The sequence below is a fragment of the Arthrobacter sp. Y3221159 genome (genome assembly GCF_059089885.1).
Window position 1 is genome coordinate 128,552 of sequence record NZ_JBNHFC010000002.1, and the last position, 14,411, is coordinate 142,962.

At 62.7% G+C, this 14,411-nt stretch carries 11 protein-coding genes; 4 read left to right on the top strand and 7 right to left on the bottom strand.

Annotated features, from left to right (window positions below; genetic code table 11):
* Window positions 1-58 precede the first annotated feature (58 nt).
* Window positions 59-733, top strand: a complete 675-nt coding sequence (locus tag AC5RT3_RS02955; protein ID WP_494009568.1) for a GntR family transcriptional regulator — start codon at window positions 59-61, stop codon at window positions 731-733.
* Between the two features lie 59 nt (window positions 734-792).
* Here the strand turns inward: AC5RT3_RS02955 and AC5RT3_RS02960 are convergent, their stop codons facing one another.
* Window positions 793-1,467, bottom strand: a complete 675-nt coding sequence (locus AC5RT3_RS02960; RefSeq protein ID WP_494009569.1) for a haloacid dehalogenase type II — start codon at window positions 1,465-1,467, stop codon at window positions 793-795.
* Window positions 1,468-1,721: 254 nt separating this feature from the next.
* Between AC5RT3_RS02960 and AC5RT3_RS02965 the strand changes: the two genes are divergently transcribed.
* Window positions 1,722-2,780, top strand: coding sequence for a phosphotransferase (locus AC5RT3_RS02965; RefSeq protein ID WP_494009570.1), 1,059 nt, complete (start codon window positions 1,722-1,724; stop codon window positions 2,778-2,780).
* A gap of 30 nt (window positions 2,781-2,810) precedes the next feature.
* Window positions 2,811-4,172, top strand: coding sequence for an aspartate aminotransferase family protein (locus tag AC5RT3_RS02970; RefSeq protein ID WP_494009571.1), 1,362 nt, complete (start codon window positions 2,811-2,813; stop codon window positions 4,170-4,172).
* Between the two features lie 81 nt (window positions 4,173-4,253).
* On the opposite strand, the gene AC5RT3_RS02975 is transcribed toward AC5RT3_RS02970, so the two are convergent.
* The 6 genes from AC5RT3_RS02975 to AC5RT3_RS03000 form a co-directional block, all read right to left on the bottom strand.
* Entirely contained in the window at window positions 4,254-6,272 is a 2,019-nt protein-coding gene (locus AC5RT3_RS02975; protein ID WP_494123458.1) for an ABC transporter ATP-binding protein, read from the bottom strand.
* Window positions 6,269-8,002, bottom strand: a complete 1,734-nt coding sequence (locus AC5RT3_RS02980) for an ABC transporter ATP-binding protein (protein ID WP_494009573.1) — start codon at window positions 8,000-8,002, stop codon at window positions 6,269-6,271. The genes AC5RT3_RS02975 and AC5RT3_RS02980 overlap by 4 nt, the downstream gene beginning before the upstream one ends.
* 84 nt (window positions 8,003-8,086) lie before the next feature.
* Window positions 8,087-9,640, bottom strand: coding sequence for an arabinosylfuranosidase ArfA (gene arfA / locus AC5RT3_RS02985; protein ID WP_494123459.1), 1,554 nt, complete (start codon window positions 9,638-9,640; stop codon window positions 8,087-8,089).
* A gap of 46 nt (window positions 9,641-9,686) precedes the next feature.
* On the bottom strand, window positions 9,687-10,616 hold the full coding sequence (locus tag AC5RT3_RS02990) for a carbohydrate ABC transporter permease (RefSeq protein WP_494123460.1): 930 nt from the start codon (window positions 10,614-10,616) through the stop codon (window positions 9,687-9,689).
* Window positions 10,616-11,554, bottom strand: coding sequence for a carbohydrate ABC transporter permease (locus tag AC5RT3_RS02995; RefSeq protein ID WP_494123461.1), 939 nt, complete (start codon window positions 11,552-11,554; stop codon window positions 10,616-10,618). The genes AC5RT3_RS02990 and AC5RT3_RS02995 overlap by 1 nt, the downstream gene beginning before the upstream one ends.
* A 79-nt stretch (window positions 11,555-11,633) precedes the next feature.
* A complete protein-coding gene (locus tag AC5RT3_RS03000; RefSeq protein ID WP_494123462.1) occupies window positions 11,634-12,998 on the bottom strand; it encodes an ABC transporter substrate-binding protein in 1,365 nt (454 codons plus the stop codon).
* 290 nt (window positions 12,999-13,288) lie between these two features.
* On the opposite strand from AC5RT3_RS03000, the gene AC5RT3_RS03005 reads away from it, so the two are divergent.
* On the top strand, window positions 13,289-14,338 hold the full coding sequence (locus AC5RT3_RS03005) for a LacI family DNA-binding transcriptional regulator (RefSeq protein ID WP_494123463.1): 1,050 nt from the start codon (window positions 13,289-13,291) through the stop codon (window positions 14,336-14,338).
* Window positions 14,339-14,411 lie beyond the last annotated feature (73 nt).

Below are 14,411 nucleotides of genomic sequence, written 5' to 3' on the forward strand. Positions count from 1 at the left end.
AACTACCGAAAAGATGGTCCACTGCCCTACAGTTGACCACGACTGTAGGATGAAACGCATGGTTGAGCAGATCAAGATAGTGCACTCGTCCACCGTGCAACAGGTTGCGGACGGGCTCACAGCCATGATCCTCAGCGGAGGGCTCAAGCCCGGTGAGCGCCTCCGGGAGAGCCTCCTTGCGGAGAACCTCGGCCTTTCCAGGAATACGGTCCGCGAGGCGGTCCGCATCGTCCAGGCAGGCGGCCTCATCCGCCACCGGGCAAACCAGGGAGCCATCGTCTGGGACCCCACCGACGCGGAAATCATGGACGTCTATAACGCGCGCTATCATCTGGAAACCACTGCCGCGCGGAGCATCTCCGAAAGCACCTCCCTCGATGAGGTTCACGCCGCCATGGAGGAGTTCCGGGCAGTGTTGAAAACTGGCGATCCCTTCAAGATTGTCGAAAAGGACCTTGCGGTCCACAGCGCCATCGTGGGAATCCTCGGAAGCCAGAAGTTGAGGACGTTCTATCAGCAGCTGGTGACCGAGCTGCGGTACTTCATGTTCGTGCTTTCGATTGAGCACCACGAATACGAGGACCCGGACGCGCTCGAGGCCGAGCACCAGAACATCGTGGACGCTCTTGACTCCCGCGACCCCGTCCTGGCGGAAAAGGTCATCTCGGACACGATCATCCAGTACCGCGAATCGATCCGCGACGTTATCGCCAAGAGGCACTCAACGACGTAAAAGTAAAGACCGCGGCCTTGGGGCCGCGGTCTTTACTTTTCTGTCCAGGTCGGCTGGAACTAGAGGCCGAGATGCTGGTTGATCTCGTCCAGGGACTTTACCGTGTTGTAGTCGTAGCCGCCGGTAATGGGGTCGTAGCCACGGTCCAGCACCCAGAGGTTGCGGAAGCCCATATCGTGCATCGGATGCATGTCGTAGCGGGTGTGCGAGGCGATGTGCAGGAAGTCCTCCGGCTTTGCGTTCAAGGTGTCCAGCATGTATTCGAACGCCTGGTAGCGCGGTTTGTACGCCTGCGCCTGCTCAGCAGTCAGCACCGCATGGAAGTTAGCGCCCAGCTTGGGGATGCTGATGTCCAGGAAGCTGTCGTCCGCATTGGACAGGGCAACCAGCTTGTAGTTGTCGCCCATGAGCTTCAATGGAGCCGGTACGTCATCATGGGCACCAAAGCCGCGGACGGTCTCAGCGAACTCCGCGCCGGCGCCGGGAGTGGGGCCAATGCCGAAGAACCTGCAAACGCGGTCAAAGGAATTCTGGAGGATCTCCTCGTAGGGCTTGTAGTCACCGAGGACCTCGTCGAAGCGGTATCCGCGGAAAACCTTCTTGAACGCCGGCCACTGCTCTTCCGGCAGCCTGCCCGCGAGCAGGCGGCGGGTAGTGGAATCCGTGTCCCAGTTGATCAGCGTGCCGTAGATATCGAAGGAGATGTACTTCGGCCGGGAGTTGTTGTCAGCCATGGTTTGTCCGTTCGTTGAGGTGTAGGCGGCCCTGCACAGGGCGGATGAATGGTGATCACTACGGTCCTCCAAGGGAGTCCGCTCATAGAACGACTTTAAAACTCCACAAGCAAAATTGTCAACAGTTGAACAGTAGACCTGCCGGGCATTTCATTGCGCAGGCGGGGTGCGCGGTGTCATACTCTGTAGAACTGTTGAACAGCAGAGCACCGAGCATGTCGAATCTATTCACCAAGCGACAGGAGCCCAGAGCCATGGACGTCCGAACCGACTCCGATTTTTTTAATGCCGTGGTTGCAGAAAGCGGGCTCCTGACAGAGCAGTCGCAGCTCACTGACTCGACTGTGAAGCGACTCCTTGAGCGTTTCTACGGCCTGCAGGGGAAGCTGGTACGGATTCCCACGGAAAAGGACGAGACGTTCCGCCTTCAAGGCGGAGAAGAGGCCTTTCTGGTGAAGGTTTCCTCACCTGAAGAGGATCCAGGGATTGTCCAACTGCAGACGGCGTGCATGGTTCACCTGGAGCGGACCGCTCCCGGGTTGCCGGTCCAGCGCCTTGTCAGGAGCCTTGGTGGAGCCGCGGAAGTCCTCATCCCGGCGCCTACTGGCCCCTTCGACAGGGTGCTTCGGGTGATGCGCTTCATGCCGGGAGAGTTGCTGGCCAAGCACGACGCGTCCGCTGGCCATCTTCAGCTGGTTGGCTCAAGCCTGGCAAGCGTTGGCCTCGCCTTGCAGGACTTCGACCATCCGCGGGCGGACCGTCTGCTCCTTTGGGACCTCAAGCACTTTCATAGGATGCGGTCGCTACTTGGCTACGTTGATGACAAGGAAAAGCGCTCCCTGGCCGAGGGCATTTTCGACCAGTTCGATGCAAAAGTAGTTCCACTACTGGATACCCTTCCCTCGCAGGTTGTCCATGGGGATTTCAGTCCGTTTAATGTCCTCGTCAACCCCAATAGCCCGGCCTACGTGACGGGGATTATCGATTTCGGCGACGTGGTCCGAACTCCCGTGATCTTCGACGTCAGCGTGACCATGGCCAATTTGTTGGGGGCAGACCCCGAAAGCCCCTGGGAGCGCGCACTGTCCGTCCTGGACGGATACCAAAGCGTCAACCCGCTGCCGGGACAGGAGTTTGAAGCCCTGGTGGTCTCGGCCCAGGCCCGCCTCCTGCTGCGGGCACTGATTACGCAGTGGCGGGCCAGACACCTGCCCCAAAGGCGCGATTATCTCCTCTCCCACTCGAAACCGGATTGGGACCGGCTCGCCGCCACAGCCGCAGCCCCTGCACCAAACTGCCCTTTCACACCCTGAGTCAGACACCCAAGCCGTCAAGGAGAAATGATGAGCAATACCGTCCAAAGCATCCGCAAGCCTTCCAAGGCCATGGTCAACGGATTTGACCCCAACCGCACCGATGAGCTCCCGGATCAGATCCGGAAGAACATCCGGCGACGGGACCAGAGCCTCGGACCCGGATACCGGCTCTTCTACGACGCTCCCCTGGAAGTGGTCCGCGGCAAGGGCGTCACACTCTTTGACCGGGACGGAAACGAATACCTGGACGTATACAACAACGTCCCCTCGGTGGGCCACTGCCACCCGAAGGTCATCGCGGCTGTCCACGAACAGATGCAGACCCTGAACACCAACACCCGTTACGTCCAGGAATCCATCCTTGATTACTCCGAGGACCTCCTGTCCACGTTTCCCGCCGGGCTTGGCCATGTCATGTTCACCTGCACCGGGTCCGAGGCCAATGACCTCGCCATGCGCGTGGCAAAATACGCCACCGGAAACCAGGGCATCATCGTCACCTCCGGCGCGTACCACGGCCTGACAGCGGAGGTCGCGTCCTTCTCGCCGTCCTTGGGTATCGGCGTGCCCCTTGGCGCAAACGTACGCGTCATCGACGCCCCGGACGCCCTGCGATACTCATCGGATCAGGTCTCCCTCGAGGACCACCTCCGGAACCAGGTGCGTGCAGCCATCGCCGATCTCCACCGGCACGGCATTGGACTGGCGGCCTTCATCGCCGACAGCATCTTCTCCTCCGACGGCGTCTTCGCGGGCCCGGCAGGCTTCCTGCGCCCGATCATCGAAGAGGTTCACGCCGCCGGCGGCCTGTACATCGCCGATGAAGTACAGCCAGGCTTTGGCCGGACGGGCCAGGACTGGTGGGGCTTCCAACGCCACGCAATCGTTCCGGACATCGTCACCATCGGCAAACCCATGGGCAACGGCATTCCCGTCGCTGCGGCCATCTTCAAACCCGAACTGCTCGTGGAGTTCGGCAGGAACATCCGCTACTTCAACACATTCGGCGGCAACTCTGTAGCCATCGCAGCCGCCCAGGCCGTCCTGAACGTGATCCGCGAGGAATCCCTGATCGACAACGCCTTGAAGGTGGGCGAGAAGATCATCACCGGGTTGAAGGACCTCGCCCAGGGCCTGGACCAGGTGGCAGAAGTCCGCGGAAGCGGCTTCTTTATCGGCGTTGACCTCGTCACTGACCGGTCCTCACTCACACCCGACGGGGACGCCGCCGCGGGCATCGTGAACGCCCTCCGCGAGGATCGGATCCTCATCTCCGCCTGCGGAGCCCAAGGAAACGTCCTGAAACTCCGGCCGCCAATGCCCTTCTCCAGCAACGACGCCGACCGCCTCCTGGATGGAATCGGCCGCGCTTTCAAGGCGCTGCGGTAGACGCAAGTTCCGGAAAGCACATGACATCCTGGCGTCGATGCCAACGCGGGGGTGCCGCCCATCACGCGGTACCCCCGCCGGTCAAACCTCCGCCACGGGCGCCGCGAACTGTGCCTCGTACAGCCGGGCATATGCCCCACCGGCGGCCAGCAGTGTGGCGTGCGTGCCCTGCTCCACGATCCGGCCGGCCTCCATCACCAGGATGAGGTCGGCGTCGCGGATGGTGGAGAGGCGGTGCGCAATCACGAAGGACGTACGGTCGCTCCGCAGCGCACTCATGGCCTTCTGCACCAGCACCTCGGTCCGGGTATCCACAGAAGAGGTCGCCTCGTCCAGAATCAGTACCGACGGCCGGGCCAGGAACGCCCGCGCAATCGTCAGCAGCTGCTTCTCCCCCGCGGAGACGTTCGCGCCCTCGTCGTCCAGCACGGTGTCGTACCCGTCCGGCAGTGAGCGCACGAACCGGTCCACATACGTCGCGCGTGCGGCTTCGAGAATTTCAAATTCGGAAGCACCTGGCCGGCCGTAGGCGATGTTGTCGCGGATGGTCCCGCCGAACAGCCACGTATCCTGCAGCACCATCCCCATCCGCGAGCGCAGCTCGCGCCGCGGGACCGAGGTGACGTCGACGCCGTCGAGCGTTATTCTCCCGGCGTCCAGCTCGTAGAACCGCATCATCAGGTTCACCAGCGTGGTCTTTCCTGCACCGGTGGGCCCCACGATCGCCACCGTCTGCCCCGACTCCGCCACCAAAGACAACGAAGAGATCAGCGGCTTGTCCGGCGAGTACGAGAAGGACACGTCCTCAAACACCAGCCGCCCGCGCCCAAACACCGGCGAAGCAGAAGCAGCGGGCTCAGTCGATTCCTCCTCCTCGTCCAGCAGCTCGAACACCCGCTCGGCAGAGGCCACCCCGGACTGCAGCACGTTGGCCATGGACCCCAGCTGCGCCAGCGGCATGGTGAACTGCCGCGAGTACTGGATGAAAGCCTGCACGTCACCCAGCTGCATGGCCCCGGACGCCACCTGCAGGCCGCCCACCACGGCTATCCCCACGTACACCAGGTTCCCGATGAACGTCATGGCCGGCATGATCAGCCCGGAAATGAACTGAGCCCCGAAACTGGCGGAATACAGCTCCGCGTTCTTCTGCCGGAACCGCTCGCCCACCTCCTGCTGCCGGCCGAACACCTTCACCAGCGCATGCCCGGTGTAGGTCTCCTCGATCTGCCCGTTCAGCTCCCCCGTGTGCTTCCACTGCGCCACGAACAGCTTCTGCGAGCGCTTAGCGATCAGCGCCGTGATCCCCAGCGTCAGCGGAATGGTCACCAGCGCGATCAGCGCCAGCGTGGGCGAGAGGATGAACATCATCACCAGCACGCCCAGCACCGTCAGCACCGACGTGACCGCCTGGCTGATGGTCTGCTGCAGGCTCTGCGAAATGTTGTCCACGTCGTTGGTCACCCGGCTCAGCAGCTCACCGCGCTGGATCGAGTCGAAATACCGCAGCGGCAGCCGGTGGATCTTCGCCTCGACCTCCCCGCGCAGCCCGAACACCGTCCGCTGCACCACCCCGTTCAGCACATACGCCTGCACCCACATAAACGCGGACGACAGCACATACAGCACCAGCGCCCACGTCAGCACGTTCCCCAGCGCGGCAAAATCGATCCCCTGCCCCGGCGTCAGCGCCATGGGTGTCAGCATGTCCGCCTGCTGGTTCTCCCCCGCCGCCCGCAGCTGCGCGATCACCTGCTCCTTGCTGGCGCCGGGCGGCAGCTCGCGGGAGACGACGCCCGCGAAGATCAGGTTGGTGCCCTCCCCCAGCAGCCGCGGCCCGATCACGGACAGCGCCACGCCGGCCACCGCCGTCACAAACACCAGCAGCAGCCACGCCCGTTCCGGCCGCAGCGTCCCCAGCAGCCGCCTGGCCGACGGCCAGAAGTTCATCGCCTTCTCCGCCGGGACGTTCATCCCCGCGAACGGTCCCCCGCGTCCGGGGCCGCCTGCCGGACGTGGGATGCGTACGACGGCGGCGCCTCCCGTTGCGGACGCGGGCGCGGCCTTGGTACCGGATGAGGAAGCGGGTTCCGGGCTCATACCGTCTCCTCCGCCGCGAGCTGGGAGGACACGATCTCGCGGTACGTCTCCGATGTCTCCAGCAGCTGGCTGTGCGTTCCGCGCCCCACGATCCTGCCGTCGTCGAGCACTAATATCTGGTCCGCGTCCACGATGCTGGAGACGCGCTGGGCGATGATCACCAGCGTGGCGCCGGCGGTACTGCGCGCGAGGGCCTGCCGGAGGCGGGCGTCGGTGCCGGTGTCCAGCGAGGAGAACGAATCGTCGAAGATGTACAGCTCGGGCCGCTTCACCAGGGCCCGGGCGATGGCCAGCCGCTGCCGCTGCCCGCCGGAGACGTTGGTGCCGCCCTGGCTGATGGGCGCGTCCAGGCCCCCGTCCATCCGCTCCACGAAGTCCCGGGCCTGGGCGATCTCCAGCGCCTCCCACAACTCGTCCTCGGTAGCGTCCGGCTTGCCGTAGAGCAGGTTGCTGCGGACGGTGCCGCTGAACAGGTAGGGTCGCTGCGGGACCAGGCCGATGTGCCCCCAGAGTAGGTCCGGGTGCAGCTCGCGGACATCCACGCCGTCGATCCGAACAGAGCCCGTGGTGGCGTCGAACAGCCGGGGCATCAGGTTCACCAGGGTGGTCTTGCCCGAGCCGGTGCTGCCGATGATCGCCGTCGTGCGCCCCGCCTTGGCGGTGAAGCTGATCCCGGTGAGGACCGGCTGGTCGGCACCCGGGTAGGCGAATCCGACGTCGCGCATTTCCAGCTCGCCGTTCCTCACCTTGGTGGTGACGGGGCGCTCCGGCGGGCGGACGCTGGACTCGGTCTTCAGCACCTCGCCGATGCGGTCGCCGGAGACGGCGGCACGCGGGATCATCACGGCCATGAACGTGGCCATCATGACGGACATCAGGATCTGCAGCAGGTAACTGAGGAACGCGATCAGGGTGCCCACCTGCATGGAGCCGTCCTGGATGCGGAACGCACCGAACCAGATGACGGCCACGCTGGAGACGTTCAGCACCAGCATCACCACGGGGAACGCGAGGGCCATCAGCCGGCCCGCACGGAGGGCGGTGTCCGTGACGTCCTCGTTGGCCTGTGCGAAGCGGTTCGTTTCGATGTCCTCGCGGACGAAGGCGCGGACCACCCGGATGCCGGTGAGCTGCTCGCGGAGGACGCGGTTCACGGTGTCGATCCGCTTCTGCATCTTGCGGAACAGCGGCACCATCCGGGCGGTGATCAGGCCGACGGCGATGAGCAGCACCGGGACGGCGACGGCGATCAGCCAGGACAGCTGCACGTCCTGCCGGATAGCCATGATCACGCCGCCGATGCTGAGCATGGGCGCGGTGACCAGCATGGTGGCGGACATCAGGACCAGCTGCTGGACCTGCTGGACGTCGTTGGTGGACCGTGTGATGAGGCTGGGTGCCCCGAACTTGGTGACCTCCTGCTCGGAGAACTCCCCCACCCTTTGGAAGACGGCGCCGCGCAGGTCCCGGCCCACGCCCATGGCGGCCTTCGCCGCGAAGTAGACGGCGATGATGGCACAGGCGATCTGCAGCAGCGTGATGCCGAGCATCAGGGCCCCGAGCCGGAGGATGACGCCGGTGTCCCCGGTGGCAACGCCGTCGTCAATGATGTCCGCGTTCAGGGTGGGCAGGTACAGCGACGCGATGGACTGCGCCAGCTGGAAGACCACGACGACGAGCAGCAGCGTGCGGTGCGGCCGCAGGTATTCAACAAGCAGTTTCCAGAGCATGGGCGGCTCCCGGCTGACGGTCTGTCCACAAACGTGGTGCGAGGGTCAGTTTACTTCCGGCGGCCGTGCCCGCGGCGGGAAAAATTATGCCGTTGGCTTACCCAGTTCCACCGCTGTCCAGGAGACAGGCGGCAGTGTCAGCGTGAGGATGCCTTGGGCCAGCTTTGCCGTGGAGTTCGGTAAAGGCGTCACCCGGTTCGGGGCGTCCCTGGTGTTCCTTGCGTAAACGTCCGGATCGGAAATCATGAGGGATTCAAGCAGGGACAGTTCCCCCAGCGCTGCCAGGTTCACCGTGACAGTGACGGCATGAGTGAGCGACCGGTTGACGAGGAAGACTGCCGCACGTCCGCTGTCGGCATCGTGGGTTGCCCCGGCATCAACCACCGGAACACTGCCGAGTTCATCGGTGTCGTAGTGCTCGCTTTCGACGCGGATGTCGAGTGCGACGCCAACCGCGAGCCTGGCGGTGACAGCGAACGGATAATAGGTGGTTTGCCGCCAGGCGGGACCGCCAGGTTCGGTGGTGATTGGCGCGATGACATTTACCAGCATCGACATGGAAGCTGAAGTGACGCGGTCTGCATGCCGGAGCAGGGAGATGAGCAACCCGCCAACCACCACCGCATCCGCCACGGAGTAAACGTCTTCGGCAAGCCGGGGGGCCTCCGGCCAATCGTTTCCTTCGGTCTCGTCGGTCCGATAGAACCGGTCCGCCTGGCGTGGAAACTGCCGAAGATTCTCACCGAGGTACCAGACGTTCCATTCGTCGAAGGAGATGTTCAATGTCTTCTCGCTGCGTTTGGCCGCTTTGACATGGTCAGCGGTCGCAATGACTGCATCAAGGTACCGGTCCATCTTGACCGGGGCGGCCAGGAAGGATCCGAGGTCGCCGTCCTTCTCCTCGTAGTAGCCGTGGCAGGAGATGTAGTCAACGTCGTCGTAGGTGTGTTCCAGAACCACACGGTCCCAGTATGGAAAGGTCGGCATCGTTGGGTGTGAGGAACCGGATGCCACGAGTTCAACCTGGGGGTCCAGCTGCCGGAGGGCTTTGGCGGTGCGCGAGGCCTTCTTGCCGTAGTCATCGGCCGGTGAGTGCCCCAGCTGCCAGGGGCCGTCCATTTCGTTGCCGAGGTACCACATCTTGATGCCGAAGGGGTTGGTCCGGCCGTTTGTGATCCGCTCGTCAGCCAGGGTGGACCCCTTCGGAATGTTCCCATACTCGAGCACTTGGAGGCTGCCCCTCGTGTCCGCGGTACCAAGGTTGACCGCATACAGGAGTTCACCGCCCACCTTCTCCACCCAGGAGGCGAACTCGTGCAAACCCACCTGGTTGGTCTCGGTGGCCCGCCACGCCAGGCTGAGCCGGCGGGGACGCTGGTCTTTGGGCCCGATACCGTCCCTCCAGTGGAAGCCAGAGACGAAGTTGCCGCCGGGGTAGCGGATGCCGGTGACACCCAGTTCCCTAACGAGCTCGATGACGTCCTGACGGAAGCCCTCCTCGTCTGCGGTGGGGTGCCCGGGCTCGTAGATCCCGGTGTACACAGCGCGTCCCATGTGCTCGATAAAGGACCCGAAGAGCCGGCGGTTGATGGGACCGACGACGAAATTCGGGTCGAGAGTCACGAGAGCCTTGGACATACTGCTCCTTCATTCTTGGTGGCGGGACGTTCCAGGGTTACTGCTGTTACTTGAGGCTGCCGACCGACAGCCCACCCTGCCAGTACTTCTGCAGCATGAGGAAGGCGATGATGAGCGGTATCACGGAGATCAGTGACCCGCTCGTGACCAGGTTCCAGATAAGGCTGTTCGCGGTGGCGGAGTTCGACTGAACCTGCCAGGCATTGAGTCCCACGGTGACGGGAAGCAACGTCGGGTCCGAGATCATTGCGAGCGGCAGGAAGTAGTTGTTCCACCCGCCCACCACCGAAAGCAGCAGCACCGTGACCACCGCCGGACGCATCAGCGGCAGCGCGATGGTGGCAAACGTCCTGAGTTCTCCGGAGCCGTCCACCCGGGCAGCATCGAGCAGTTCGTCCGGAATCGCATCCTGGACATAGACGCGCATGAGGTACACCCCAAACGGGCTCAGCAGAGACGGGAGGATCACCGCCCAGATCGTGTTGGTGAGGCCGAGGTTATTGAACAACACGTACGTCGGGATGACGAGTGCCGTCGCCGGGACCATCACCGATGCGAGGAGGATCATGAAGCTGACGGCGCGGCCCCGGAAGCGGTATTTGGCGAAGGCATAGCCCGCGAGTACGGCGAGGATCGTGGCGCCCACTCCACCGGCAACCGCGTACAGGAACGAGTTTCCGAGCCACCGCAGGTAGATGCCGTTGTTGTAGGTCGCCAGCTGGGCGATGTTGTCTAAGAGGGCGAAGTTCCGGTCGAACCAGAGAGGTCCTCCCGTTCCGGCGAACAGCCCTTGGGTGCTCTTGGTTCCCGCAACGATCAGCCACCACATCGGAAGAAGGAAATAGAGGGACACGGCGGCGAGCAGAATATGCAGCCCGACCGATTTGCCGCGCCGCCCCGTTCTGGGGTTACTGCTTTGCTTCCGGGTGCCCGCGGCGGTGGCCTTGTCGAGGAGTGGTGCAGGTGAAGTCGTCATCAGCGGAGTCCGCTCTTCTTGCGAGTGGCGATCAGGAAAATGATGGAGGCGAGGAAGACCATAAGTCCGAGGGCGAACGAGATGGCCGAGGCGTAGTTGAACTGCTGGTATGAGAACGCCAGGTTGTATGCGTACAGGTTCGGGGTATACGCAGCGTCGATCGCGTTCCCGGCAAGTGGGGCGAGCACCTGCGGTTCGGTAAAGAATTGCAGCGTCCCAATCAGTGCGAAGACTATTGTCAGGACCAGTGATGACGCGATGATTGGAATTTTTATTTGCAGGGCGGTTTGCAGCTTGGATGCCCCATCGATCTTTGCCGCCTCATAGATAGACGAGTCGATCGACTGAAGCGACGCGTAGATGATGATCATGTAGTAACCGGTCCACTGCCACGTGACGATGTTGGTCAGGGACCAGAAGATCGAATCCCGGCTGAGCATGTCCGGCGCCTGCACATTCAGAAAGTCGAAGAATGACACCAACGGACCGAACGACGGGCTGTAAAGGAATCCCCACATCAGTGCTCCGATCACGCCGGGGATAGCGTACGGCGCGAAAATGAGCAGCCGGGAGAACCGGGAGAGCCGAGTTTTGACCTCGTCGAGGATCAGTGCGAAGAAGAGTGCCAGCCCAATCTGCAGTGGTACGAAGACGACGGCGAAGGCCCCTACCCGCGCCATTCCCGACAGGAAGCGCTGGTCGTTGAACGCAGCGACATAGTTGGTCAGCCCTGCGAACTTCTCACCCGCCGCGAGGGTGTTGGTATGCAGACTCATCCAGAACGCGTAGACGAGCGGCAGGACGAGGAATACCAGAAACACGATCGCGAACGGAGCGAGAAACACCCACCCGAATCGTGCGTGTTTACGTTCCAGACTTGTTCCCCTCTTGACGATGGGGGGTCGGTCTGGCTTTTGCAGTTGTGCGGTGGTTGACATGTGCCACTTCCTTGGGACGCAAATGGGAGGACTGCTGTGCGGGCGGGCGAGATGCTCCCCCGCCCGCACAGGGTCAAGCTCACTTAAGGGTGAAACCCTGATCGGTGGCGTAGGTCTCAAGCGACTTCTGGAGCTGGTCCGCCGCCTCTGGAGCCGAGATGTTGCCGGCGATCGCCTCAGAAAGCAGACGCTGCGACTCGTCGTAGTAGTACTGCGAGAACGGTGAGAACGTCACGCCCTCATACTCAATGGCGGCTTTACCGAAGACCTCTTTGTTAAGCTTCTGGCCACCATAGAATTCGTACCCACGCTCCTGGAAGTACTCGGACTCGATCATCTCCGGGTAGGCCAGGAACAGCCCACCAACCTCGACCCCAAGTTTCTTGTTCTCTTCGGGACCATAGAGCTCAGCTGCTACCTTCGTGGCCAGCGCCGCATCGTCCGCTTGGGTGGTTACGGCCAACGTGCTGCCGCCCCAGTTCACCTGCTTGGGTTTGGCTGCGTCCCACTGCGGGATCGGAGCGGCGCGCCACACGGCATCGGCGTCCCCGTCCTGGAACGCGGGAATGTGGATGCTGTACCAAGCGGGATAAATGGCGGTGGCGTACCGACCCCCGCCAAGGCCCGTGTTGAACTCAGGGGTCCACGCCTGGTCAGTGCCCACGAGGCCGCGGTCGACCAGGTCAAGCCAGTACTCGTAGACTTTTTTGCTGGCTTCATCGTTGTGGTTGATGCTGATTTCAGTCGGGTTTCCGTTGTCGAACTCGAAGGGTACGGCACCTGCCTGGTCGAGCAATGCGTAGTGCTGGCCCTGGCCATTGGGCGCGAAGTTGCCGATCAGAGTTTCACCGCCCGTTGCCTTGCTCAGCTGCTCGGCTGCGGTTGCGTACTCGTCCCACGTGGTCGGAATCTTGATGCCGTGCTTTTCGAAGAGGTCCTGCCGGTACCACATTCCGACCGGCCCCAGGTCGACTGGTACTGCATAAACGCCGTCGCCGCTCGAGACGTCGCGCCAGGCCCCTTCGGTGAAGTTGTCTTTGTACTCCTCGATGCCGTGCTCTGTCATGTCGACGAGGCCGCCTTGGATGAGGAAACTGTTCAGCCAGTCGTACTCAACCTGGACGATGTCGGGCGCACCCGACTTGGACTGAAGTGACGTGGAGAGCTTGGTGTAGGCATCAGCCCCCTGGCCCGCATTCGTCCAGCAGATCTGTACGTCGTCATGGCTCTCGTTGAAGTTGTCCACAGTCTGGGCGGTGTCCTCGAACCAGCCCCAGTACGTGACGACCGGGACGTCCTGCACTTTAATCTCGTTGCTGCAGTTCGTTTTGCTCGCTCCGGCGCCGCTTCCGCCATTGCCACCGTTGTTACCGGTGCAGCCGATCAGCGTTACGGCTAGAGCCGTGGTCATCCCCGCTGCAAGCAGGGCTTTTTTCTTGTTCATCGTGGTGCTGGTCCTTCCGCGGTGCAAAGACACCGTTGTCGGCGACACCTGAGTGCCGCAGTTGCTGCGCGAGAAATGCTTGTCGTATGACGCGTCGCCAATGGAGCCGGTATTAATTTTCGAAAATCTTTGCGAAACGTGTGATGTAATCCTCATTGTTAGCGCTAACCTTGTCAAGGCTTTTCTGCCACTTCCGTTGCGAATGTCCGAAAAACGACTGCTCGAAACAGCCCAAAACACTGCTACGGTTTCCTCAGAACTTTCGAAAACGAAAAAAGAGGACTGGACGCATGTCACCCGAAAGATCGCGAAAGCGGGGCACAGGCAGCGGCCGGCCGACGATCACCGAAATCGCTGAGAAAATCGGCGTCTCGGCTCCCTCCATCTCGAAGGTTCTCAACGGACGCTCGGACGTGGCTCCGGCAACCAGGCTAAAGATCGAGAAGGCGCTTCAGGAGCACAACTACCAGCGCCACGTGGGCCAGACCGGCACCCCTTCCAGTCCGCTGGTGGAGCTGGTGTTCCACGAACTCGACTCCGCATGGTCCATCGAGATCATTCGCGGCGTGGAGAATGCCGCCCGGCGGAACGGGCTCGGTGTTTCACTGTCCGACCTCGGCGGACAGCACAGTCCGCAGCCAGGTTGGATGGATGAAGTCCTCGCCCGCCGCCCGCTCGCCGTGATCCTGGTGCTTTCAACCCTCACACCCGAACAGCGGCGCCAACTCGACACCCGGGGCATCCATTACGTTGTGCTCGATACAGATGGCGAGCCTCCCAGTGACGTTCCAGCCGTGGGATCCAACAACTGGTATGGCGGCCTGTCGGCCACGCGTCATCTATTGTCACTGGGTCACCGCCGGATCGCCATGATCTCGGGACCGGAAGAGGTTTTGTGCTCACGCGCCCGGGTGGACGGATACCGCGCCGCGCACGCCGAAGCAGGCGTTCCATTGCTTGAGGACGCCATCCGCTGGGGCGACTTCTCGGTGGCCGGCGGGTTTGAACACGGCGCCGCCCTCCTCGCCCGGGCCGAAAGGCCTACGGCCATCTTCGCCGGCTCCGACATGCAGGCGCTCGGGGTGCTCCGGGCCGCCCGGGACAAGAACATAGAGGTCCCGCGCGACCTATCCGTTGTTGGGTACGACGACCTCCCCCTCGCGGCCTGGGTGGCCCCGTCCCTGACCACCGTCAACCAGCCGCTCGCCGAGATGGCAGAATCGGCCGTCCGGATGGTTCTCGACATAGCGCGCGGCACCGACCCCCACCCGCGCAGCATCGAACTCGCCACGAAACTCGTTATCCGCGAGAGCAGCGGCCCCGCACCCCAGGCATCCTAGGCCGCTGGTTGCCAGCAGTTACAGCTTCCCATCTCTATGCCCGGTGTGGCGGATACTTAAGGGACACGGGAAG